General features: G+C 41.8%; 20 protein-coding genes. 2 read left to right on the forward strand and 18 right to left on the reverse strand.

From position 1 onward, the window contains the following. Nucleotides 1-5 precede the first annotated feature (5 nt). From Q0081_RS05900 to Q0081_RS05935, 8 genes are all read right to left on the reverse strand, one after another. The gene (locus Q0081_RS05900; protein WP_298350285.1) at nt 6-440 is read right to left on the reverse strand and encodes an endonuclease domain-containing protein; all 435 of its coding nucleotides are present in this window, start codon (nt 438-440) and stop codon (nt 6-8) included. A gap of 61 nt (nt 441-501) precedes the next feature. Then, a complete protein-coding gene (locus Q0081_RS05905) occupies nt 502-3,870 on the reverse strand; it encodes a DUF1553 domain-containing protein (RefSeq protein ID WP_298350286.1) in 3,369 nt (1,122 codons plus the stop codon). Between the two features lie 141 nt (nt 3,871-4,011). Then, nucleotides 4,012-5,034: an MlaD family protein gene (locus Q0081_RS05910; RefSeq protein ID WP_298350288.1), complete on the reverse strand. Its 1,023-nt coding sequence runs from the start codon at nt 5,032-5,034 to the stop codon at nt 4,012-4,014. Continuing rightward, nucleotides 5,018-5,821: an ABC transporter ATP-binding protein gene (locus tag Q0081_RS05915; RefSeq protein ID WP_298350289.1), complete on the reverse strand. Its 804-nt coding sequence runs from the start codon at nt 5,819-5,821 to the stop codon at nt 5,018-5,020. The genes Q0081_RS05910 and Q0081_RS05915 overlap by 17 nt, the downstream gene beginning before the upstream one ends. A gap of 167 nt (nt 5,822-5,988) precedes the next feature. Beyond that, a complete protein-coding gene (locus tag Q0081_RS05920; protein ID WP_298350291.1) occupies nt 5,989-6,774 on the reverse strand; it encodes an ABC transporter permease in 786 nt (261 codons plus the stop codon). 79 nt (nt 6,775-6,853) lie between these two features. Next, a complete protein-coding gene (locus Q0081_RS05925) occupies nt 6,854-7,648 on the reverse strand; it encodes a hypothetical protein (protein WP_298350294.1) in 795 nt (264 codons plus the stop codon). Continuing rightward, nucleotides 7,648-8,250, reverse strand: a complete 603-nt coding sequence (locus Q0081_RS05930) for a Uma2 family endonuclease (RefSeq protein WP_298350296.1) — start codon at nt 8,248-8,250, stop codon at nt 7,648-7,650. The genes Q0081_RS05925 and Q0081_RS05930 overlap by 1 nt, the downstream gene beginning before the upstream one ends. Nucleotides 8,251-8,298: 48 nt before the next feature. Beyond that, nucleotides 8,299-9,450, reverse strand: a complete 1,152-nt coding sequence (locus Q0081_RS05935; RefSeq protein WP_298350298.1) for a ribonuclease D — start codon at nt 9,448-9,450, stop codon at nt 8,299-8,301. Nucleotides 9,451-9,613: 163 nt separating this feature from the next. On the opposite strand from Q0081_RS05935, the gene clpB reads away from it, so the two are divergent. Next, nucleotides 9,614-12,247 carry an ATP-dependent chaperone ClpB gene (gene clpB, locus Q0081_RS05940; RefSeq protein ID WP_298350300.1) on the forward strand — a complete coding sequence of 878 codons (2,634 nt, stop codon included), beginning with the start codon at nt 9,614-9,616 and terminating at the stop codon, nt 12,245-12,247. 57 nt (nt 12,248-12,304) lie between these two features. Here clpB and Q0081_RS05945 read toward each other — a convergent pair whose 3' ends face one another. Next, entirely contained in the window at nt 12,305-12,952 is a 648-nt protein-coding gene (locus Q0081_RS05945; protein ID WP_298350302.1) for a Uma2 family endonuclease, read from the reverse strand. A gap of 100 nt (nt 12,953-13,052) precedes the next feature. Continuing rightward, on the reverse strand, nt 13,053-13,670 hold the full coding sequence (locus Q0081_RS05950) for a hypothetical protein (protein ID WP_298350303.1): 618 nt from the start codon (nt 13,668-13,670) through the stop codon (nt 13,053-13,055). A gap of 151 nt (nt 13,671-13,821) precedes the next feature. Between Q0081_RS05950 and Q0081_RS05955 the strand changes: the two genes are divergently transcribed. After that, nucleotides 13,822-14,997, forward strand: a complete 1,176-nt coding sequence (locus Q0081_RS05955; protein ID WP_298350304.1) for a VCBS repeat-containing protein — start codon at nt 13,822-13,824, stop codon at nt 14,995-14,997. Between the two features lie 8 nt (nt 14,998-15,005). Here the strand turns inward: Q0081_RS05955 and Q0081_RS05960 are convergent, their stop codons facing one another. The 8 genes from Q0081_RS05960 to Q0081_RS05995 form a co-directional block, all read right to left on the reverse strand. Then, complete coding sequence (locus tag Q0081_RS05960) at nt 15,006-16,142, reverse strand: glycosyltransferase family 4 protein (RefSeq protein ID WP_298350306.1); 1,137 nt, start codon at nt 16,140-16,142, stop codon at nt 15,006-15,008. Continuing rightward, nucleotides 16,120-17,109 (reverse strand): SGNH/GDSL hydrolase family protein, encoded by a 990-nt coding sequence (locus Q0081_RS05965; protein ID WP_298350307.1) that lies wholly within the window; start codon nt 17,107-17,109, stop codon nt 16,120-16,122. The genes Q0081_RS05960 and Q0081_RS05965 overlap by 23 nt, the downstream gene beginning before the upstream one ends. 33 nt (nt 17,110-17,142) lie before the next feature. Next, nucleotides 17,143-18,705 carry a hypothetical protein gene (locus Q0081_RS05970; RefSeq protein WP_298350309.1) on the reverse strand — a complete coding sequence of 521 codons (1,563 nt, stop codon included), beginning with the start codon at nt 18,703-18,705 and terminating at the stop codon, nt 17,143-17,145. Nucleotides 18,706-18,713: 8 nt separating this feature from the next. Next, nucleotides 18,714-20,012, reverse strand: a complete 1,299-nt coding sequence (locus tag Q0081_RS05975; RefSeq protein WP_298350311.1) for a hypothetical protein — start codon at nt 20,010-20,012, stop codon at nt 18,714-18,716. A gap of 9 nt (nt 20,013-20,021) precedes the next feature. Beyond that, nucleotides 20,022-20,738: a glycosyltransferase family 2 protein gene (locus Q0081_RS05980; protein ID WP_298350313.1), complete on the reverse strand. Its 717-nt coding sequence runs from the start codon at nt 20,736-20,738 to the stop codon at nt 20,022-20,024. 12 nt (nt 20,739-20,750) lie between these two features. Next, complete coding sequence (locus Q0081_RS05985; RefSeq protein ID WP_298350315.1) at nt 20,751-21,794, reverse strand: acyltransferase; 1,044 nt, start codon at nt 21,792-21,794, stop codon at nt 20,751-20,753. A gap of 128 nt (nt 21,795-21,922) precedes the next feature. Next, nucleotides 21,923-23,119 (reverse strand): glycosyltransferase, encoded by a 1,197-nt coding sequence (locus tag Q0081_RS05990; protein WP_298350317.1) that lies wholly within the window; start codon nt 23,117-23,119, stop codon nt 21,923-21,925. Further along, complete coding sequence (locus tag Q0081_RS05995; protein ID WP_298350319.1) at nt 23,116-24,231, reverse strand: glycosyltransferase family 1 protein; 1,116 nt, start codon at nt 24,229-24,231, stop codon at nt 23,116-23,118. Before Q0081_RS05995 ends, Q0081_RS05990 begins: the two co-directional genes overlap by 4 nt. Nucleotides 24,232-24,446: the final 215 nt, after the last annotated feature.

Below are 24,446 nucleotides of genomic sequence, written 5' to 3' on the forward strand. Positions count from 1 at the left end.
TTTATTTACGTTGGCTCTTTCTCCGAAAGAGTTTTGTATTCAATGATTTTGCTTAACACTGCGTTTATATCTTTTAAAACTTCATCGTTTGAGAATCGCAGTACTTTTAGCCCCAGTTCTTTAATAAGTGTTTCTCGATATTGATCATATTGAGCCACATCTGACAACTGATGAATGCTCCCATCTAATTCAATGACCAATTTCAGTTCATGACAATAAAAATCAGCTATAAATTGATGAATGCTATGTTGCCTTCTAAATTTCAAATCGTTTAATTTCCTTCCCCGTAATTGTTCCCAAAGTACTTTTTCAGCTTCTGTTGCTATTTTTCGTAAATGTGCAGCATTTTGAAAAGTACTTGCTTTAGCCTGATGAAAAAAAGGATAGTCCTGAGGTCTGGCAGGTTTTGAAGCATCTTCCATCGTAGCTAAATTCTTCAATTTTTAAACATAACCTATTACACTCCTTCTCCATTTTGGAGAAGGGGCAGGGGATGAGGCATTACCGCTTTATCACAAACTCATCAAAATTCATAATCGTACTTGCCACTATCGTCATGGCTGCCAATTCATTTTTATTCAATGACTTATCCACAGGATATTCACCTACACTCAATAATTCATCAGCTCGTTTGGGGTTCTTTGTAAAATCTTGGTATTCCTCCTGGTACAACTGCGTCATGGCTTCCAACTCGCTTTGTCGCGGCGGGCGCGACGTGAGTGAGTTGAAAATATAATTTATGGAATGTCGAGGGTCAAATGCAGATTGTCGAATCGGATTCTTTACTTCGACATTCTGCATTTTGCCTTCGACACTTTTCTGTGCCAAAACTCGGGCTGCTTCTACAAATTGCGGGTCGTTGAGGGTAACGAGGGCTTGGAGCGGGGTGCTGGTTTTTTGACGACGTACACTGCAAAAATGCCGCTCGGAAGCATCAAAGTTGAGCATCATGGGTGGGGGCGAACTTCGCTTCCAAATCGTGTACATACTCCGACGATATAGTGTATCGCCATGATTTTGAACGTATTGTACTGCATTTCGAGTAGCCAATGCTTCCCAAATGCCGTCGGGTTGATAAGGATGAACACTGGGCCCGCCAATTTTTGAACTCAAAAGGCCACTTGCCGCCAAGGCTGCATCCCGTACCTGTTCGGCCGAAATTCGATAGCTGGGTCCACGGGCATACAACGCATTATTGGGGTCTAATTCACGGAGTTTATCATCACAAACCGACGATTGCCGATACGTAGCCGACATTACGATGTACTTTTGCAGGGCTTTATAATTCCAACCCGACTCACGAAATTTGACAGCTAAGTAATCCAGTAATTCGAGGTGAGTGGGCAAATCTCCCTGATTGCCAAAGTCTTCCGCTGATACTACTAAGCCTTTTCCGAAGTAGCGCTGCCACATTCGGTTGACCATTACTCGCGCAAAAAGTGGGTTTTCTTCGTGAATAAGCCATTTTGCCAAGCCAAGGCGATTGCGCGGTAAATCTTTCGGAATCTTAAAAAATTGGTCAGGCGTGTCAGCCGTTACTTCTTGGTCCTGTGCGTCATAAGCACCGCGTTTGAGGATAAATGCCTTACGCGGATACTTGCGTTCCCGCATGACCATTACGTCAATTTCTTTGTTCAAAACGTCAGTTTCTTCTTTCAGAAGTTGCTTCCGCTCGGCCAGCAGTTTTTGATTTTTTGGGTCTATATTGGTAGTAAAATAGTCGAAAAGGCTTTCTTTTTGGAAATCGGTACGTTTATCAGCTGGCGTTTTTAGCGCTGTTTTTACAAAATCTTTTTGCCCAATCACACTGTGAACTTCCAACGGAGTCAGTTCGCGCGCAAAGACTTTCAATTCATCAACCGCATAGCCTTTGTAATTGTAGTCGTGCCGTTGACCAATCGAAAAGTTAGGCGCACCTGCTCCCCAATTGGTATGATTTTTACCCCAAAGTATACTTTCCCGTAATCCATCCGACATCACTCTTCCCGTAGCCCGTTGCCCATTAATATAAATTTTTAGCCCGTTTGCTTTGCTTGAACCATCGTAAGCCATCGTTATATGTGCCCAACGGTTAAGTTTGAGTACATAGTCTGTTTCAAAATCAATGGCATTATCGGGCCAAACGTTGCTTATTCTGAAAGCCAAATGACCATCTTCCAATCGCTCACATTCATAGCCTCTAAAGCCATTGAATGGGCCCAAGTTTCGGTTAAACAGCGGCCCTTTAAATTTGGGGTCAAGTAAACCTACCCACAAACTCACGGTAAAAGGTTGATTTCGTTCAAAAAAGCCCGAGATAGTAGGTACTTCTTTGTACTGCCCCCAACCATTGATACCTCGTATTTGCATAAAACTTTCTCCTACCAGCCGCACTCCTTTGCCACGCGGGCTTTTGATTCGAACGGGCAGAAAATCCAAATCACCGTTGGTTTCAAAATTCAGCGTATCATTGGCTAAATTCTTGAAAATCGGTCGTTTTTTATCTTTTTTCTCCCCCGCCATTCGTATATCCATCGAATCAAAAGGAACGTCAATGACTAAAGCAGATTGAGGAGAAATTAGCGGTGCTTTATCGGCTTTGGCTACCCATTGTTCAAACCGTTGACGTAATGCGGTGGCTTCTTTCAGTTGACTTTTAGTAACATCTGACAAATTTTCTTTGATGAATCGCAGTTGCTTTTCGGCTTCGGGTTTAGGAAGCGTAACCGTTGGACTGGGTTCGCCGTTGTAAGGAATTTGGCCGTATTCGTTGTTATTGTTAAAAAACGCAAACAGCGAATAATAATCTTTTTGACTGATGGGGTCATATTTGTGGTCGTGACAGCGTGCACATTCGACCGTAAGCCCTAAAAAGGCTTTTCCGAAAGTATTGGTCCGGTCGGCAATGTACTCTACAAAATATTCCTGCGGAACAATCCCGCCTTCCTGACTTTGTTGGTGATTTCTGTTGAAAGCCGTGGCTATCAAATGTTCTTTTTGAGGATTAGGCAACATATCGCCCGCTAATTGCCAAGTAACGAAGCGGTCAAACGCCAAATTTCGATTAAAAGACTTAATGACCCAATCGCGGTAAGGCCACATCGTGCGCAGACCGTCATCCTGATAACCGTGAGTGTCGGCATAACGCGCTATATCCAGCCAATCTGCTGCTTGATGTTCGCCAAAATGGGTGTTTTGTAGTAATTGGTTGACTACTTTTTCGTACGCATTGGGAGAAGTGTCTTTCAGGAAAGCCTCTACCTGTTCGGCAGTAGGGGGGAGCCCAATCAAGTCCAGATAGACACGCCGTAATAGCGTAGTTTTTTGTGTCTCAGACTGCGGTTTCAGGCTTTTATCTTCTATTTTTTTGAGTACAAAACGATCAATGTCATTTTTAACCCAAGCTTCATTTTTGACTTTGGGTAATTTGGGCTTAACAGGTGCTACAAACGACCAATGCGGTTTATATTCAGCACCTTGCTCAATCCATTTGATAAGCGTTGCTTTTTCTTCGGCCGACAGTGTCAGGTGGGTCGAAGGTTCAGGCATTACGTAATCGGGGTCTTCTGATAAAATACGGTGAACGAGGTCGCTTTGGGCAGGGTTGCCTTTTACAATGGCTTTTAGGCCACTCTCGCATTTTTTATCGTATGCCGCATCGGCGATATCCAAACGTAAATCGGCCTTTTGTTTGTTCTTATCAGGCCCGTGGCAGGCAAAACATCTATCTGATAAAATTGGCTTTACGTGGAGGTTATAGTCCACCTTTTCGGGCAAGGTAGCCGTCGCTTTTTGTACATCCAGAGGCAAATCAATGCTGCCTCCGCAGGCGCTTAGCATTGCCGCTGACACTACCCATACACTCCAATTACAGAAGACACGCTTTTTCATTTTACAATACAAATACGGTTAACAAAACCACTTATTATAAAAAGTTGGCAGTATGGTAAATATACTGAAAAATGGGCAAAAAATATTACTCAACGAGCAAGTATCGTTCTGTTGTTTGTGTACTTTATTTGAGCGAAGTTGTTATTTCTGACTCAATACGGTAGTGGTATCACTTTTGTCCTGTTCCTGTTTTTGCTTTCTAAAATAGCGGCGGAATAGGAAGTTATGCTGAAGTGCTTCTAAGTTTTGGTCTAATTTTCGACTGCTGCTGGTTAAATTTTGAAGTGTAGTTTTGATTTGAGTAGCCGCTGTTTCGTCATGAAGCAATACGCCAACGGGGCTTTTGCGGTCGGGGGTAAGTTCGTTTGTTATTCCTTTGGCTGACTCTTGCAGTTGGGCCACTAAAGTACGTGCAGTGGAAGCGGTTTCGTTTAACTTGGCTACCGTTAAGCGTACATTGCCCATAATGAGCGTGTCCGTAGCTAAGTCGTTGGCCAAACCTCCTTTTTGATTGAGTTTGGTACCGTAGCTGCTCAAAGAAGCCGTCAGTTTTTGAGCATCTATAGAAGCGTTTCGTAAGGTAGCCATTGTTTTTTCTAAATCTACGTACATCTTATCATCGGTCAATAATTTCCCTACCGACCCTTCTCCTTTTCTGATGCTCTGAGTTATGCCTTTCAAATCGGTCGTTATGGCCAAAATGTTTTTGTTGTTGGCTTGAAGCGTGTTTAAAATTTCCTGTTGCCCGTCTTCTTTTATTACTATCAACATATCACCCTCTTCGATAGCTGGCATTTTAGGACTGCCTCCCGTAATGACCACGATTTTATTGCCAATTAATCCATCCGTACTGATTTTAACATGGGCATCTTTACGAATGTATTGTTGCGATTTTTCTTCGATGCTCAAATCAACTTCTACCTTCGATTTGTCATAAAAACGGATGGATTTTACTATGCCGACTTTAACACCGGAAAACCATACATTATTGCCTTTTTTAAGGCCGTTTACGTCATCAAAAACAGATCTTACCGTTATTTTGCTGATAAATGCTTTTCGCATACTGCCAATCGTCAGGACTCCTACAATAAGTATAGCAAGGCCAAGAAAGACAAAGATTCCGACGGTGACGGCGCGCTTATTGGGGTTATTGGGTGATTGCATGGGTGGTGTGGGATGATGATGGAGGATTAATGAAATTATAATCGTAAAAGTTCTTAACCTGCTCTTCGTTTGTGTCGAAGACTTCTTCAAAGGTTCCTTGGCGGAGAAAACGTCCTTCCAAAAGCATTAGAATTCTATCTCCCGTAACTTTGGCACAGGTCAGATCGTGGGTAATAATGATGGAGGTAGTGTTATAACGACTTCTTACTTCGTTGATCAGTTTGTTGATTTCTATACAGGTAATGGGGTCTAAACCCGCAGTAGGCTCGTCGTAAAGCATTATCTCAGGGTTTAGGATGAGCGTTCTGGCAATTCCAATACGTTTGCGTTGCCCTCCCGAAAGTTCAGAAGGCATCTGATGAAGCGTTTTTTTCAACCCTACCGAATCCAGTACCTCTGCAACCTTGCGATTGATTTCGCCCCGACTCAAATTTTTAACGTTTCTGACCAAGGGGAATTCCAAATTTTCACCAACAGTCATACTGTCATAAAGGGCACTGTTTTGAAATAAGAACCCTAACTTTAATCGTAATTCGCGCAATTGTTTATCGTTCAAATCAGCCACTTCCTGCCCCAGTACTTTCACGCTACCTTTATCGGGAGTTAATAAACCTGAGATGATTTTTATTAAAACCGACTTCCCTGTTCCCGAACGTCCCAAAACCACTACATTTTCGCCTCTGTATACATCAAGGTTCACGTCGCGCAGCACGTGCAGGTCTCCGAATGATTTATACAAACCTCGGATGGTGATGACGGATTCTCGTTCTGTTGTATGATTAGCCATAGATGCGAATGGTGAATGAGCGAATTGTGATTTAGTGAATAATTGTAAATAGATTATGAAGTGTTTAATGTACGAAATTGGTTTAAGGTGTTAATAAATAATGTTTAAGTGATTGAATATTAAAAAATTATTCACGAATTCACCATTAACTAATTCACAATTACCATCTATCTAAACCAGTTCGTAACCTGAACAATCGCAACTTCTTCCAAAAAAATCAAGAACATAGAAGTCACTACTGCGCCGTTGGCGGCTTCTCCTACGCCTTGAGTACCTTTATTGGCATAATACCCTTTGTAACAACCCACTAGTCCAATGGTAAATCCGTAAGCAACGGCCTTTATCAAAGCAGAGCCGATATCTAAAAAGGTGATTTGCTCGAACGCATTTTGAAAGTAGGCCTGAAGGTTCGTCTCTTCGTTGAGGGTAATGTCCAAAAAAGAGCCCATTAATCCCACAAATGCACAATAGAAGGACAAGATCGGGATAGTAATCGTAGTGGCTAATACCCGGGTTACTATCAAAAATTTAAACGGATTCACCGCCGATACTTCCATCGCATCTATTTGCTCAGTGACCCGCATAGATGCCAATTCAGCTCCAATACTTGATCCTACTTTTCCCGCACTGATGAGGGAAGTAATTAAAGGAGCCAAAGCTCTCACAATGGCAATGGAAACCAAAGATGGCAACCAGGAAGTAGCCCCAAATTCCATCAAAGACGGACGCGACTGTTTGGTAAAAACCATCCCGGTAATAAAGCCAGTCAGTGAAATCAGCGGCAATGATTTATAACCTATTTCAAAGCATTGTTTGATTAATTCCTGAAACTCAAACCCGCCCCCAAAAATTTCCATAAAAAAACGCCTTGTGAAGATGTAAGCTTCATAAACACGTAAAGAAAAATTGTCAATTCTTTTTGAAATGACGTATGATTTGGGGTGTGATTTCATAGATGCTGTTCAAAACGTTTCCAATTGGGGAATTTTATCCCCAATTTTTAAAGTGATAACGGACAAAAAACGTATATAGTCATTTATTTGTACTATTTCTTTTATCAAAGGCTTTATAGGCCGAATCAAATGTTTCACCTGATTTTATACGGTTTATTAAGCCGGGAATGTGTTGTGTCCCTGTATTTGTCAACCATCTGGATACTTCCATCCCTGAGGTCATATAGGCTAACATAACATGGCCCTCACTTCCACTAAAAAAACCGTGCAAGGAACTGATTTCATGTAAGCTTAGCACCGTCTGCCCGCCATTGGAAACGTAGGAACATTCATCTTTATAGTCCAGATAACGTTGTACACTATCGGAGGTTGCCACAAAACGGTAGTCTACCATCAGGGCTAAACCTTCATTGAACCATTGGGGAATCTCGCGGGTAGTTTTCCACCAACCCAGACGCGTAAAAAGTTCGTCATGGCACATTTCATGAGCAATTACGTCGGTATTCAGTCCATCAAGATTAAGCACTATAAATGAAGCCCCCCAAGGGGTGCCAATGCTGCAACCTGCACCCTCATCGCTGTTGCAATAGCGATGGTATTGTTCGGTACTTTCACATAAGATGATGGTGGCATCGCCAACGGGTTTTCCCCACAATTCTGCAATACGCTTGCGAGCTTCGTCAATGGATTGAGTTGCTTTGAGAAGATGTTTGGGAGGAGTTGTTGGACTTACATAGAGGCTGGGTTTGACCTTTGTAAAATCCGAATAACCAATCCATTGGCAGTGCCAAAGGTGAGGGAAAAGAACATAATAACTGATTGTTATACCTAGAATGACAAACAGTAGCCACGAACAAAATTGACGAATGGGCATTATTCCAACTCAACGTTCATTTTGGCTAAATAAGTACCAATATTCATCATAATGTCGTCCTGGAGCAGGATATCTTTGTTCCAGTTTATAATGCGCCAATCTTGGTCAGGCTCTGCTACAATGACGGTTTGTGTAGGAGTAAGTACCCAAATCACTCGTTGAACCCCAAAATCCAGTAATTTTTGCGTCTTTTTGGTTAGATATTCATTATCAGTAAAGTTCGTGTTGTCAATTTCGACATCTACCTCTATTTGTAAAAGAGGAGGTGATTGGAAATAGTGCTTGTCAAATTTGGTCAATTGTTCAGCTTTATAGACAATCAAATCTCCTGATAAATTAGTGTGGTGTTCTAAATGCAAACCAGGTTCCCCTGAAAAAACAAAATATAAATCCTCCTCTAAAAACTTCAATAGAATTCGTTGGATATAATTAATTATTAATATCTGTAAACTACTGACACCCATAATATCTTCTACTTTTTTACCCCCAAACATAACAGTGCGGTACCCTTTATAGTACACAGGTTTTCCGTCAAGTACCTCTTTGATGAGATATTCAGGTGCTTTCCGAGGACGTTTAGGATTTTGAATAATAGTTGTCATGTCTAACACATTATGTTCACTTAATCAAATTTAGGGATAAAAATCAGGTTAACAAAATGCCGAAATGTCAATTTCTAACGCCAGAGCAGCTTCTTTAATGATATTCTGTTGGAAGGTTGGGCCAATGTCAGACAACTTTGCTTCACCCAAAATTAACTGACTAATGGTTTCATTACTAAGTACATAAGGGGCAAATAAAAGACTGTATTGCTGTTCAATCCAACGTTTAATAGGCAGAAAAATTCCATCACGTAATGCATTAATGCGAGTTGCCCGTTGTTGGGCTTCGGCGATTTCCTGTCGGCTCAACTGACGTTTAAACTTAGGCAGTTGAGAATCTTCCGCAGCTCGTTGGGCTTGTTGGTATATAGCTTTGAATTTTTCGGCCACCAATTCATTTTGAATTCGGTAGTGAATGCCTTTCAGGCTCATCCAATCGTCTAATACAGCCGGTTGTTGCAGTATCTCATAAATGATACTCTCCGGAATGACTTGATACACAGGTTTGCTGATGCGTTGCGCCTGCTCGTCGCGAAACCGATAGAGTTCATTTAAAATATATTGGTCAAAAGGATGGAATTCCTTTTGTTCTTTAAAACTCAAAAATGTGCTTTTAGTCTTAGGGGCGTAGTTCTTTTGTTCCAAAAACAACATACTTTGTTGAAACCACTCCCAGCGATTTTGAGCTTGAAGTCGCTCCGTAAATACCTCTCTCAACTTGAGTAAATAAATTACATCGTTAGTCGCATATTCCAATTGCAAGGGTAACAACGGTCGTTTGAGCCAGTTGCTTTGCTGTTTTTTCTTATCGGATTCAATCCCCAAAACTTCGTTTAAAACACTTCCTAAGCCTATTTTTTCAAAATTGAGCAACTTAGTAGCAATACTGGTGTCAAAAATGCCGCGCGGGGAACAGCCGTGTAAATAGAAAAGCCGCATATCTTCCCCGCTGTCGTGCAGCACTTTTTCGACGTTGGGATTTTCCAAAACTCGCCAAAGCGAAGATAAATCCTGAATTTCGAAAGGGTCAATCAAATAGCAGGCATCTGGCGTGGCAATTTGAAGTAGACAAAGTTTGAAACCATAGGCGTAGTGATTGTTATCGAATTCGGTATCAATGGCAAACGCCTCTAAACGGTTCAGATGTTCGGCCAAGCCTATAAATTCTTCTTGGCTCTGAATAAAAACGGGAATAGACATAGTGCCAAAAGTAGCGAAAACACGCCATTCTGTCTATAATTTTTAGGAAAAACCAACGAAATCGTGTCAAAATTTCCGCTTTTTTTCGTAGGCACGACTATTGTGCAATTTCTATTCATAAGCCGATAGACCATTACAAATACTATTTAATACCGTTTTAGCCATGAATTTTAATCAATATACCATCAAAGCGCAGGAGGTTGTACAGCGGGCTGTGCAAATTGCGCAAAGCAACCAACAACAGGTAGTGGAAACGGGTCACATTCTGAAAGCTATTTTGGAAGAAGACCCGAATACGTCGCAGTTTTTAGCAAAAAAAGGGAACGTATCCCTTCAAACACTCAATACAAAACTGGAAGTCATTGTAAACGGCTATCCTCGTGTAGCTGGTACCGCCAATACAGAATACCTCAGCAACGACCTGAATGCCGCATTTCAAAAAGCCCAGAGCTATCTGAAAGAGTTTAATGATGAATTTGTAAGTATAGAATTGCTCTATTTGGGATTGGCTGCTGGCAAAGACACCACGGCAAAGCTCATGCAGGAAGTAGGATTAAAAGAAAAAGAACTATTAGTAGCTATCAAAGAATTAAGAGGAAAAAATAATCCTGTGAAAGACCAAAATGCCGAAGCTAAATATCGCTCGCTTGAACGGTACAGCAAAAATTTGAATGAAATGGCTAAAGCGGGAAAAATTGACCCTGTCATTGGCCGAGACGATGAAATTCGCCGGGTATTGCAGATTTTAGCCCGCCGTACCAAAAATAATCCCATGCTCGTAGGGGAACCTGGGGTAGGTAAAACCGCTATTGTAGAGGGGCTTGCTCAACGTATTGTGCAGGGTGATGTGCCCGAACAATTGAAAGAAAAACAAATTATTTCTTTGGACATGGGGCTGCTCATTGCGGGAGCCAAATACAAAGGAGAATTTGAAGAACGTCTCAAAGCCGTTATCAAAGAAGTGACGGATTCTGAGGGACAGGTTATTTTATTTATTGATGAAATTCACACGCTCATCGGGGCGGGGGCCGGAGGTGAGGGCGCCATGGACGCTGCCAACTTGCTCAAACCAGCCCTCGCGCGGGGCGAACTTCATACCATTGGGGCGACAACTATCAAAGAGTACCAAAAGTACATTGAGAAAGACAAAGCCCTCGAACGCCGTTTTCAGGTAGTTACTGTCGATGAGCCTAATGAAGCAGATGCCATCAGTATTTTGCGGGGTATCAAAGATAAATACGAGCTTCACCACGGGGTGCGTATTCAGGATGATGCCGTCATTGCGGCGGTAGAATTGTCAAGTCGGTATATTTCAGACCGTTTCTTACCTGACAAAGCCATTGACCTTATGGATGAAGCGGCGGCTAAGTTGCGTTTGGAAATGGACTCTGTGCCAGAAGAACTTGATGACATCAACCGTCGTATTATGCAGCTGGAAATTGAACGCGCTGCCATTCGTCGCGAAAACGACAAAGACAAAGAGTCGCGTTTGAATAAAGAGATTGAGGATTTGAACGAAGACCGCAATGCCCTTAAAGCTCAATGGGAATTGGAAAAAGGGAAAATTACGGAAGTGCGTGCGTTGAAAGAACAACTGGAACAACTTCGTCTTGAAGCCGACCAAGCGGAACGGACAGGTGACTATGGGAAAGTAGCCGAACTTCGTTACGGAAAAATTCCTGAAATTGAGAAAAGGTTAGGTGAAAATAACCAAGATAAGCGAGCAGAAAGTCATACGCTTATTCAGGAAGAAATAACAGCGGAAAATATCGCGGAAGTAGTCGCCAAATGGACGGGTATTCCAGTGAGCAAGATGCTGCAAAGTGATCGCGAAAAATTATTAGGCTTAGAAGCCGAACTTCAAAAACGCGTAGCCGGGCAGGAAGAGGCCATTCAGGCCGTATCTGATGCCGTACGTCGTTCACGGGCGGGTTTGCAAGACCCCAAACGCCCCATTGGCAGTTTCTTATTCTTAGGTCCGACGGGTGTTGGTAAAACCGAATTGGCAAAAACCTTGGCAAACTATCTCTTCAATGACGAAAATGCCATGGTGCGGATTGACATGAGTGAATACCAGGAACGACACGCTGTAAGCCGTTTGGTAGGTGCGCCTCCGGGCTACGTGGGTTACGATGAAGGCGGTCAATTGACCGAAGCTGTGCGTCGTAAGCCTTACAGTGTGATTTTGTTGGACGAAATAGAAAAAGCGCACCCTGATGTTTGGAACATCCTGTTGCAGGTATTGGACGATGGCCGCTTGACCGACAACAAAGGCCGCCTTGCCAATTTTAAGAACACTATCATCATCATGACTTCCAACATTGGCAGCGAGATTATCATGGAGAAATTCAAAGAAGCGGGCAGCAAACTTGAAAAAGGCTGGAAAATGTACTTTAAAGAAGAAGCCAAAAATGATGTGTTGAGTCTGTTGAAACAAACGGTTCGTCCTGAGTTTCTGAATCGGATTGATGAAATCGTTCTCTTTGATCCATTGAGCCACGACAACCTCAAACAAATTGTACGGATTCAGTTCAACCACATCAAAACATTGTTGGCCGAACAGGGCGTGACGATAGATGCCACCGACGAGGCCCTCGTCAAACTCTCCGAAGAAGGCTATGAGCCTGCGTTTGGTGCGAGACCGCTGAAACGCGTGCTCCAAAAACGCATCCTAAATGAGCTTTCTAAGCAGATTTTGAGTGGAAGAATCACCAAAGATTCCGTGATCATGATGGAGTTAGGCGAAAACGGAGAAGTAGTTTTTGAGAATATAAGCGATGTGAAAGTCGAAGTGTAACATTCAAAACTAAAATAATTAAGAAGCCCCGCTGAAAATTGCAGCGGGGCTTCTTAATTATTGCTCAAATTCTATATCCTTATAAATTTCATTCAGGGTTAATTTTTGCCCCATGAGCTCAAATGATTCTTCCATTTGAGTATAGTCGCGAAGTTCCCAATGATGCGGGCCTTTGCGTTCATACACGGTCACAAAAGGCTGGTATTGACTTACGAAAATCGCGTATTGTAAAGAATCTATTTTTTTGTAAGCCAGCAGTTTATCGCCAAAATCGTGAGAAATTGTGCTTTTGGAGCTAACTTCTACCACAATAACGGGATTACTGATTTTGGCTTTTGATTTTTTGCCCGAAGGTAAAGTGACAAATGCCGGTTCTCCTTTTACAACTGAAACATCAGCGTTGAAATCCGTTGGGGACAATACATCAGCAATATGAATTTTGATATTGCTTCCTAAAACCGAGAAGCCTGTAAGGTTTTCTAAAAGAAGGGTTAATAAATAGCCGATACGGATAACTAATTTTTCGTGAAAATAACTCGCATTACCCATGATTACGATTTCATTATTAAAGTATTCGATAGTAAACTCACATTTCTCTACCCATTCGAGATATTCCTCAAAAGAGGCAGGAAAACGCAGTGTTGCATCTTCTCCAATCGCTTCTAATTCAGTTAGTGTTGTCGGTATTTTTAGGGTTTTTACCATCGTACAGCCTGATTGTTTCTTAAAGATACAGGAATTTAGTCGGCAAAAAAATCCCGTCGGAGTTCGGCGGGATTTTTGAAAAAGAGACATTTAGCGGAATTTACAGCTTGCTATCTGCTTTCAAATACGTTTTATTTCCATTGGAATTGATGTAATACTGACCGCCGCGAGGGCCTTCGTAGATCGTACGGCCTTTGTCATCTTTGCCTGCTACTTTGTCGGCACCGGCTACTTTTTTACGAGTACCTGTGTCGGCTTCTTTGCCATCGTCGTTTTTAGCGGTGGTTTTGGTCTTGGCAGTCGTGGTTTTCTTATCTGATTTATCAGCCACTACATCTGCCTGACGGTCGGATGTTTTAGTGCCTTTTTTGTCGGCTTTCTCTTCTTTTTCTTTTTTAACTGTTTCTTTCTTTTCAGCTTTGTCTTCTTTGTCGGCTTTTGTGCCTTTTGATTTTTTAGCGTCAGCCTTGTCTTCTTTATCTTCCTTATCGGCCTTTGTACCTTTTGATTTCTTAGCTGTTTCTTTTGTGTCCGCCTTGTCTTCTTTGTCTTTTTTTGTACCTTTTGATTTCTTAGCTGTTTCTTTAGTGTCCGCTTTGTCTTCTTTTACTTTAGCCTCTTTTTTTTCCTTTTTAGGCTTTTTCTCATCTTGAGCCACCGTGTCAAATAGTACGCCTGAGCAAATTACAGTGATTAATAGGGCAAGCAACTTTTTCATTTTTTTTTAAGGATTAAGTTAAATAAACGGTTTGTTTCAAATGTATTGCAAATTTTTAAAATTTAAAGAAAAGATTGTGCTTTTTAATTGCTTTTTAAACCGTTAGACGTCACCCCAAGAGCATTGTCACTCTTTTAAACTGATAAAAATCATGAAAAAAGCCTTTTTAATACTCAGTTGGCTGGGTTCTTTGTCCGTATCAGCTCAACTACCTACCCCACAATTTAAAATACAGGTTGTTGATAATCAGATTGCTATTGGATATGGCTTGGCCATTGGAGATGTAGATGGCGACAAAAAACCGGATATATTGCTTGCTGACCAAAAAGACATCGTTTGGTATAAAAATGATGGAAGCAGCGGTCCTTGGAAACGGTACGTAATGGCCACAAATCTGACTTCCAAAGACAATGTCTGCATCGCCGCCCGTGATATAGACGGTGACGGTCGCGTGGAAGTGGCGGTGGGAGCAATGTGGAATCCCGCCGAAACCAAAGATTTGACGCAATCAGGTGCTGTGTTTTATTTAATTCGCCCCAAAGACGCTACTCAACTTTGGGAACCTGTGCAACTGCATCACGAAATCACCACGCACCGGATGCGTTGGGCGCAGGTTAACAAAAACAAATACCAATTGATTGTAGTGCCTTTGCACGGTTTAGGCAATGTCAACGGCGAAGGGACAGGGGTGAAAATTCTGGCGTATGATGTTCCCAAAAATCCTAAACAACCGTGGTCGTATCAAATGCTGGATTCTACGTTACACATTACTCATAATTTTGAAATTTGGGAAGACGCCGACGCCACAAAAGTGCTGATTGGCAGCAAGGAAGGCGGCAAAGTAGTGTCTTACAAAAAGAATCAGTGGCAACCGACGGGGCAATGGATGGGCGAGGGTTTGGGAGTAGGAGAGGTGCGGCGGGGAATTTTACCCAATAAAGAATCTTTCGTGACAGCTATAGCACCCTGGCACGGAAATCAACTGGTTGTTTTGAATTCCAAAAGCAATACAAAAGCAATATTGACCGACCGCCTGAGCCAAGGTCATGCGCTGGCCTGTGGTGATTTTTTGGGTTTGGGTTATTCACAAATAGCTGTGGGTTGGCGCAATCCCAATGCTGATAAAAAAGTGGGTGTTCGATTGTTTGTCCCCAAAGAGGCCAATGGCGAAAACTGGGAGGAATTCATATTGGACGAAAGTGTGCGAATGGCTTGCGAAGACCTTCAAGCCGCTGATTTGGATGGCGATGGCGATTTGGACATCATTGCAGCAGGACGGGCTACGCTTAATGTGCTGATTTATTGGAATCAACGAATAACAAAATAATAGAGCGCTTAGAATAAACCTTTCATGCCGCGAAGCATTTCATGCGCCACTTTTTCGGGTGCAAAGGGAGCTACAATGGCACGGGAAGCTTCGCCCATGCGAGTTAGATTGTTGGCATTTTGAACGAAATAGTGCATTTTATTCACTAAATCCTGCTTTTGGTGGGGATTGAAGGTAAAACCATTTTGCCCGGTCTTTACCAAATCGTCTACACAGCCTGATGGCTCTGATACCAATACGGGCAAGCCGCAAATCATAGCTTCATTGACGACTAATCCCCAAGGTTCGGATTCACTCGGCAAAACCAATACATCGGCCAAAGCCAAATATTCGGCAACTTCATACCAAGGTACTCCTGCTTCAAACCGAATAGTAGTGTTGTTGTGAGCAAGGCGTTGCAATTCGCCTTTTTGCTCTCCTTCGCCTAAAAGCACTAATCCCCAATCAAAAGCTTCCGCGCTGATTTCAGCAAAAGCGTCTAAAAGCAACGGTAAATTTTTAGGGGGAATCAAGCGGCCGACAAAAATGAAGTTATAACGTGCCCAATTTTTGGCTTTTTTATGACTGTCGCGCTCACCAATTGCCTTTTGATAATGTTCCAAAATCACCTCGTTATCCACCACTGCAGCTTTTTGGGTAAGGATTTGGGAGGGTTTTGCCCCTAATTTTTCTAAATAAGCGGCAGATGATTTACCAAAACAAAAAAAAGCGTCAGCGCGTCCGAGCAAAAACTGTTTAAATCGCTCTTTGGCTCCCATGCGCACGTGGTCACGCACGTTGGATTCATTGGAAATGACCACTTTTATCCCCATCAGTTTGGCGTAAAACAACAAAGCCCACTGAGCAGGGTCATACCAACCCGTCAGATTCAGTACATCGGGGCGATAGCTGCGAATTTTTTTGAACAATGCTTTGGTCCGAGGCCAAAGAGCCACTTGATCCAATGAAGTATTGAAAAGCACTTCGTAATCATAATCGTAGCGAAATGCCTCGGCCTCACCCATGTTAGCTCGACTTTTTTCGGAAAGAGCGATTTGAACTACGTGAATTTGAACGTCATATTGGGGAGCCAATCGGTGCAATTCACTGAATAGTTTGGACTTATAATGCGCCCAAAGTTGATTATGAACGATGAGTACGCGCATGACGGGCAAAATAAGCGTCGAGGTATTGTTTCAAAATAGGATACAGGTGCTTTGCCATGAAGGCTTGCCCTTTGGCATTGTAATGAATACTGTCAAAATCCGGACTTCTGAACAAGTCTTTGGCAGGATGCAGCTTCAATTCTTCTATCACCGGAATGTGATTTTTACGGGCAAACGCCAAAATTTCTTCCCCCTGACTATCGTAGCGATTTTGTGCAATTTCGGGTAATTCCGGATGCAGATACATCAAAAACGGAATGCCAAGAGCTTTGGTCGTGTCAGCTAATTTCTGAAAACCCGGGTTGAAAACAGTGCCAAATTTATGAATAACATCGTTGGGAGCTTTTTGAGTAGCGGGGCCAAAAAACTCTTTCAAAGGCACTTCTACGTAATGATAGACAAACAGGGTATAAATGTAGCGATGCCAAAATTCATACAAGGCGACTTTGTATTGTTTATCGGGATAATTGGGATTAGTTCCTACTACTTTATGGTGACTCATGTTGTCGTAGGCATCGTGGCTGCTCGTTACTAAACAAACTACATCTGCCCCAAAGAATCCTTTCTTTTTTAGAAAGGCAAAGACATTGTCGGGCCCCCATGAACCCGCTGAAATATTGAGTACCCGAACAGGCTTTTTGTAGTGTTCGGTAAACTGTTTTTCCAAAATTGTTGAAGCCAAATTATCGTGGTCGGTGGGATTTCCGCCATTGATTACCGAATCTCCTACCAGCAAAATGACCGTGGTATCGGTGGGATTAATGGATTCGCTGCGTATCGAAAACTCGTTGGTACGCACCACATTTCGGAAACGAAACCGATATTGATTGGGAGCAAAAACGTACTCAAAATCAGGGTCTTCGATGTAGAGAGGTGCGTTGCAAAAGCCAAATCCAAAGCGCAAAACCAATTCAGCTATTCCAAGAATAGCCAACACAATAATCAACCTTTTGCGCCAATAGTTCACGATTTTATGAGTGATTTTAACTGCCTAATGTTGTTACTTTCCTTCGTAAATTTTAAACTTCTTTGTTTGCTTCACCAATCGAAATTGATAGTTCGGAAATTGACTTTCCAATGACGGGCTACTTGGAAGTTGTTGGTAAGCTTCATGCACAAAAGCATATAAAGTTCCACCTTTCCCTTCATAACGGTCAGCTAAAAATCCGCAGCCTTTGGCGAATTTATAATCAATACTTCCCACCAATTTACGAGCCTGAGTTGCATCTACATTGAGTGAACCGGAAGTGAAATACAAAATGTTGCCGGGCTTGTCAACAGCATGAATAAAAGTCAAGTCTTCAGGGGTAGCATGACGTAATGCGAAACCGGCGCTTCCTGTGGCCGATTCATTTTTGATTTCTAATTTTTTAATAACAAACGAGGCTAATCCATAACCCGTATTCAGGATAATGAGTGCCCAAAATGCCAATTTTAGAACGGCTTTCGGGCGACGTAGTTCGACTAATAATAAAGGTAAAAATAAATAGGCAACGATTTTAGTGTGGCGATACTCAATGGAAATTTCAGCTCCTTTGTTATAAAGCAGCAGAAAAACTCCACAATACACGATATAGAATCCTATGAAAATTCGACGTGCATCTGCGAATTTTGTTCGAGAAACGATCCATAACAGGCCAACAAAGCCACCAAACATCAAAACATAATAAACCCCGTGGCCCCACCATGGAAGCTCAGTACGTTGCAGCAGTTGGGGATACATCTCTGCAATACTGAACCAATGAGTTAATGGATAAGTTAGTGTTTCAAACGATGCCCATGCTATTTTGAAAGGTTGACTTGTACTTGTAATTGGGCTGGTACCAAGATTAATAAATCCGAATTGAGTAAGTGCCAAATAGAATAACATACACCCGCCTACTGCTACAGTAGTCCAAAAAGAAGGGTTAAAAATTTTCCTGCTCTTGGATAAATCCGTTAAAAAAGCTAACCCTGCACACCCACACAAAGCAGCTAATCCAATGGTATAGGCCGATTTGAAAAAGAAGCACACCAATGACAGTACTAACAAACCTCCAAACAATTTAAGAGGTTGTGAGCGGTATTTAAGGTAAAACCAAATCGTCCAAGGTTGACTCCCGAAAAGCAACAACTCTCCACCGGTATAATTTAAGAAATTGATGGTAAAAAGCCGTGACGTGGTGATAAAAAAGATACTAAGCGCAATCGTCGTTTTATCAAATTCTAATTGCTGATACACAAAGCGCCAACCGATTAAACCAATGATTGAAAACGCTAATGTAACCCATAAAGATGCACTGCCTTGCGAAATTCCCAATACGTTACTCACTACCCCAGGCACCATATATTGCCCAGGGCTCCACCACGTCAAAAATAAAGATTGGTTTTCGGCTATGTTGGTTGGAGATGGTACAGAAAGTGTATTGAAGGAATTTCCACGGAGCATTTCATCCCATACCGACAACCCAAATCCGGGATCTTCCCCTAATACCAAAGCGATTCCAAAGCCTGCTATGGTAAAAGCCAACAACAAAAAAATCAGTAAGTAGCGATTGGTCAGTATTTTCTCAGGAAAAGTCATAAAACGACCTACGCAGTCTGTGGTTTTAAGGTTGCGGGTTGTGTTTTAGGAGTATAAATTCCAAAAAAACGAATGTAGAAAACATACACCAACCACATACTGAGATCTATCGGGCGGGCTCCTGAAAACAAAGCGATCAGGATAACGATAGAAAAATATGCCATGAATTTGGACAGGTCACTTGCCGGCCTGAAAAATTGCTGAACCGCAATAACCCCCATAACCAAGAAGAAGCTGTTGAATAATATAAATCCTAAAATTCCTTGATTTACAAGTGCTTCCAGCGCAGGAACATCAAAAAACTGGGCTTTGTATCCTTCTCCGAATAAAATTTTACCCCATGAGCCTTCTCCCAGGAAAATTTCATACACATACCTGAAACTGTATACACGATTAACTGAAGAATAGTCAATTTCGGCAGATTTCTGGTCAACTTCGACTCCCGTAACGGTGTAAATTACTTTCCCAAATCGAGATATGAAGGTATTAAAATAGACAGAAAGAGCGTAGGAAGCAAATCGAAACTGAGATAACAATAACGCAACAATCCCATATACTACGGCAACGATAGCCAAAACTCGCGGTCGAAAAACGGAACCCACTACCTGGCGGCCGTGTAAGGTCAGGTAAATGACGGCCATAATGGCCAAGCCAATCAGACTGATATTGGTACGGGCTAAAATCAAAACACCCATGGAAAAGACCGCCACCAAATAATAAAATACTTTAATGACAACGCTTTTGACCCGACCCGATACGATAAGAGCAGCCAAAACGCCGCATAGGGCATTGTTGGCATAAGCGTGGGGGTTACTGTTCTGGGTGTTGGCGGCAAATTTTATCGCTGCCCGTTCTCCAAAAGTCCAGTGAGGGTCACGGGTTAAGCTATACAAAAGTCCTGCGCTTGCAATAAGCGAGTAAAAGACCATTACAATCAGAATAATGTGTACTTTATCATTCGGATAGTACATCGAAGCAAACAAGAACACCAAAGGGATAACATAGGTGAGGGTTTCACGGACTCGTTCTGGATACCCGTTGGGGCTGGGATAATACTGCCAATACAACCAACCCAGTACAATGAAACCGAACCAGCAGGCAAAAAGCATTCGGTTAGGCAAATAAACTGTACGAAAAATATTCATGGGCATTAGCAGTAAAATGCCTAACCCCCAATACAAAATTGTAAATGTACTTCCGCTTGGACCAACCCCAAAACCGTCCCGAACGATAAACACAATCGGATAGGAATTCCAAAGCATGTTTACCCCCAATGCTTGACGATAATATTTCAAATCATTCCACATGGCCTCTGCTTATTTAAACAAACCGTACCTCAAAATACAATAAATGGCCCGAAAACCATCTTCCCAGTTAATTTTCTTGCCTTCGGCATATGTTCGCCCATAGTAAGAAACGCCGACTTCATAAATTCGGATGTTGGGAATTCGTGAAATTTTAGATGTTACTTCAGGCTCAAATCCGAATCGTTTTTCTTTCAAATCAAGAGATTGTACCATATCGGTTCTGAACATTTTGTAGCAAGTCTCCATATCTGTCAGATTGAGATTGCTGAACATATTGCTCAGGAACGTCAAGAGTTTATTGCCAATAGAGTGCCAAAAGAACAAAATACGGTGAGCTTTGCCTCCCATAAAGCGCGATCCAAAAACCACATCGGCAAAACCATCCACAATAGGTTGTAATAGTATGTTGAATTCCTGAGGGTCATACTCCAAATCGGCATCTTGAATGACTACGTAATTGCCCGTAGCGTGACGAATTCCCGTATGTAATGCGGCTCCTTTTCCCTGATTGACTTCATGTTTGAAATAAGCTACGGGTACATCAGGATGTTGAGCTTTAAAAGTAAAAATTTGGCTTTCTGTACCATCCTTTGAACAGTCATTGACCACAATAATCTCTTTTTCAAAACCGCCGATTAATTCAACTGATGCAACGGCTTTCAAAACCGTCTGAATCGTTTTTTCTTCGTTGTATGCAGGAATAACTATGCTAAGCTTTTGATTCACAATCAACTGAAATTAAATGGTTTGATACGATGCCTTCTTTGACTTATACCATATTCTGAGGTATTGCAAAGTGGGTTTTTCAATAAAATAAGTAATAAATGAGGCAAGAATAAAAGCACTTAAGAGTGCCATTGCACCTGCCGAAATAAACGACCAACCGAATTTATCACGCAATATCGTAATAACTCCTACCATAAAATAATGGTGAATCACATAAAGACTATATGAAATCGACCCTAAATAAAGAGTGATACGATTATTGATCCATTCTAAACGTCGGCTTACAAACAAAAAGAATAGTACAAAGTAAACGGTCGTCGTCATAAAGTACTCAATAGGGCCCAAAAATAAGCTGCTGCGGCCACTTTTATCGTACAAAAATAAAGTAACTCCGTAGGCGACTCCTATGCCCATTACTCGCCATTTATCGTAGCCTTGAGTATAAATGGTGTAAAATAAAATTCCTGCCCAAAAAAGCTGAAAATGATTAATCAAAGGGAATACTTCCAAAATCGAAGCGTAAGCAGAAGGCGCAGCGATTCGTACCCAACTGTGTATCAGAACCTGAACAGCTACTAATCCTAACCCATACCACTCTAACCGCTTAATTTGCTTCAGATAAAAACATAACAACATCAATCCGTAAAAAAGCATTTCAACAATCAGTGTCCAATAAGAACCATCCAAATCCCGAATGTTGAAATAATGCTGAAACATGGTCATATTGGCTAAATATTCCCCCCATGTAATCTGACTGTATCCCAAATAGCTTCCAATTACCATACAAATAGCGGTAAGCGTCACGGCCGTCCAATATACAGGATACAAACGTGAAAATCGAGCTACTACAAAATCAAGCCCGCTGTTTGTTTTGTTGAGCGTCAAAAAAATCACGAATCCACTGATAATAAAGAATAAATCCACGCCCGTAGCTCCCCAACCCAGTTGGAAAGGTGCTTCTGACTGATGTAACGTAAGGTGAAAAAGCACTACTGCAAGTGCAGCAATCCCCCTGAACGTGTCCAAAGTGGCTAATCGTTGGTGCTTATCCGCCATATTCCTGTTAAACTATTTCACTTTGTGTTACAAAGTTGATTTTTTTACTTTGTATTTCAAAGTGAATTTTTCTCTTTTCTTTCGTATTTCTGTTTTAGTGCTCTCAAAGATGGCCGATGAAAAAGTAATTAAAATAACAGTTTCTGACAGAAAACCTCTGCCGAATGGTCTTGCAGGTATTGTTTTCCATCAATTGCTACAAGAGCCTGATTTAAATATATATTCATTGCTTCGGCAATTGCTTCGGGGCGATGCGGCGAAACCGTCACCCCCAATTTGTACTGGTTTACCAATCCTTCCATCACACCTAAGTTAGAGGCTATGAGTGGTTTACTATATTTGGCCGCCAAACCGAGGATATTACTCGAACTGAAAAAATTAATGTAAGGTACCAATACTACATCCGAAATTTTGAATAGTTCGTTGGTGTCTGCCGGATTAAAAAACCGGAAATGCTTCACAAAACGAACCTCCGGATACTTTTTTTCAGCTTCATTAATAGACGCAAAAAGAGTGGATTCATAGCCTTTTTCAGGTTCGCCACAAATGAGGATGCAAATACGCTGACGCTCCTTTGGGCTGATTCGTTTTAAAGCAGCCAGAATGTTGGGTACATTTTTACGAGACGAAAGATGACCGTAAATCAAAAAAACGCGCTTACTTTCTTCAAGGCCGTATTTCGTTTTCAACTCTTCGATCGATATAGAAGTGATTTGACCTACTTCGATAGGGTCAGGAAGGTGCTCAAAACGGTTGCCGAAACGTTGATTGTATTCGTTTACTCCCTGCTTGTCGTTAAGAAAAAAAATCCTTTCCAATAATGGATTACGAAGCATCCATCTTATTTGCCAACCTTTGCGCCAACCGCGCCATTCGCGCCGCAGTTTTGCTTTGATTGTAGAGCCGTCTTCGTAATATTTGCGAAAAGGTAAGAACAAAAGCCCTGATAATTTTACACCCAAGCCACGAACTGCACTGCGCCCTACTTCGTACTGAAAAGCATCTATGTGCATAAATATGAGTCGTTTAGCTTCATATTCGTGAATTAGTTTTGTCAAATAACTCATCTCCGCACCCGCACGCCCCAATACGCTCGTATGAGACAAAAATGCGTCGAGTTGTTCCAATGGAATAAAGCGAAACCGGATAAGTGACTCGTCGTTTTGAAAACGTGCTTTTGCCCCTTCGTGAAGAACAAAGAGAAACTGTTCTCTAACTGAAATAGGTGAATTTTTAAGATATTCTACCAGAAATTGTAAATAATCCAAATGATGCCCGCTGATGTCTCGGTCATAAATAAGGGTACGTTCCGGGATTTGCATCATACGTTTACTAATTCTTTATAAGCTTCTAAGGTACGTTGGGCTGTGGTTTCGGCCTTGAAAAGAGGTACTCGCTCATACCCTCGTACTCGCATCGAATTTTGTAAGGATTCACTGTAAACTACCTGCTCGATTGCTGCTGTGATGGAGTCGGTTCGCTCGGCTTCAAAATAGACCGCAGCGTCTTCGGCAATTTCATCGAATGAAGTACCCGTTGTTAATGCCACCGGACATCCGCAACTCATCGCTTCTAGTATAGGCAGTCCAAAGCCTTCCATCAGCGATGGGAAAACAAAAACTTGGGCTTTACCATACAGTTGCACCAACGTATTGTCAGCGACTATTGGATGGTATTGTACCTGCTTTTCAAGTTTAGCTGTTCTAATTGCTTCTTTTTCTTCATTGATAAAGTCCCCTCCACCTGCACAAATAAGATGTAAGTCTTTGTCTTTTAATAGAATAGGGGCTATTGCTTCAAGAAAACGGTCAAAGTTTTTGTAGAAATCACGTCTTCCTACAAAAAGGATATAGCGTTTGGGCAACGTCTGTGTTAAACCTTCCACAAAAGAGGGCTGGGCTAAGTAATTTCCAAGTGGGATTACTTTAATCTTCGTCTCATCCACGTCGAAATATTCCAAAATTCCGCGCTTAGTGGCTTCCGAAACTGAAATAACCACGTCAGCACGTCGCAGCAGGCGTTGCTTTAATTCAGAAAGACCTTCTCCCAATACCGGGTAAGTTTCGCCGAATTTCTCACTCAGTACATCGTGAAAAGTCAAAACCAGCGGCTTTTTTCCAACTTTATCTAAAAAATAGGAATGATAATAAGTGGGATGAAAAATGTCGAAATTACCCAAAGATAATTTGGTGGAACTATACAGGCGGTTAATGCGGGAAATGACTTGATTTGCTCTTAAATTATTGGCAAGTTTCTGATAACCAATAGGATTAGAATAGGAGACATTCCTCAAATATTCGTTATTAGAGAATTTTAGTGACAATTCAAATTCGATGTCCTTTCGACCTTCAAAGGAATTCATCAATTCATAAAAGTACCGCGAAATGCCGCCGTATTGGGTTCCGGTAAAGGTCTGGTGATCATATAAGACTTTCATGCAGCACTCATTACTGATAAAAAATGAGCCGCTTTTAGCGGATATTTCCCGCAAAAGTACAAAAAAACCGGTATGGAATTGGCTATTTAGTTATTTTATAGGGTGATTGCATCAAGTGTTAAGTTGGTTTAACAGGGTTTTAAGGTAAGCATCGTCGCGAGCGGCTTTCTTTCGCTTACGAGCCAAACTCATTTCAGTCGGCTCTCGCTTTAAGA

Source organism: Runella sp., from assembly GCF_027484545.1.
In the GTDB taxonomy this organism is placed as follows: Bacteria; Bacteroidota; Bacteroidia; order Cytophagales; family Spirosomataceae; genus Runella.